The organism is Acinetobacter johnsonii (assembly GCF_048551975.1).
In the GTDB taxonomy this organism is placed as follows: Bacteria; Pseudomonadota; Gammaproteobacteria; order Pseudomonadales; family Moraxellaceae; genus Acinetobacter; species Acinetobacter johnsonii_A.
Genome location: NZ_JBIMCF010000268.1, coordinates 1 through 262 on the forward strand (window position 1 = coordinate 1; position 262 = coordinate 262).

The window sequence follows — 262 nt, forward strand, 5'->3', positions numbered from 1 at the left end:
ATATAACGACGACGAACTTAAACGCTACTTACGTGATGCAGTACAAGCATCCAATGAAGCACCTGTACTTCTTGACCATTTCTTAGATGATGCGATCGAAGTTGACGTAGACTGTGTATCTGACGGTACAGACGTTGTGATTGGCGGTATTATGCAGCACATTGAACAAGCAGGGATTCACTCAGGTGAGTCAGCATGTTCGATTCCTCCATACTCGCTCTCAGTTGAAATCCAAGATGACATGCGCCGTCAAACTGTTGCT

General features: G+C 45.0%; 1 protein-coding gene. It reads left to right on the top strand.

Annotated features, from left to right (window positions below):
* Positions 1–262, top strand: a 262-nt coding sequence (locus ACG9ZB_RS17465) for a hypothetical protein (RefSeq protein WP_419326869.1), incomplete at both ends; no start/stop codon positions are given.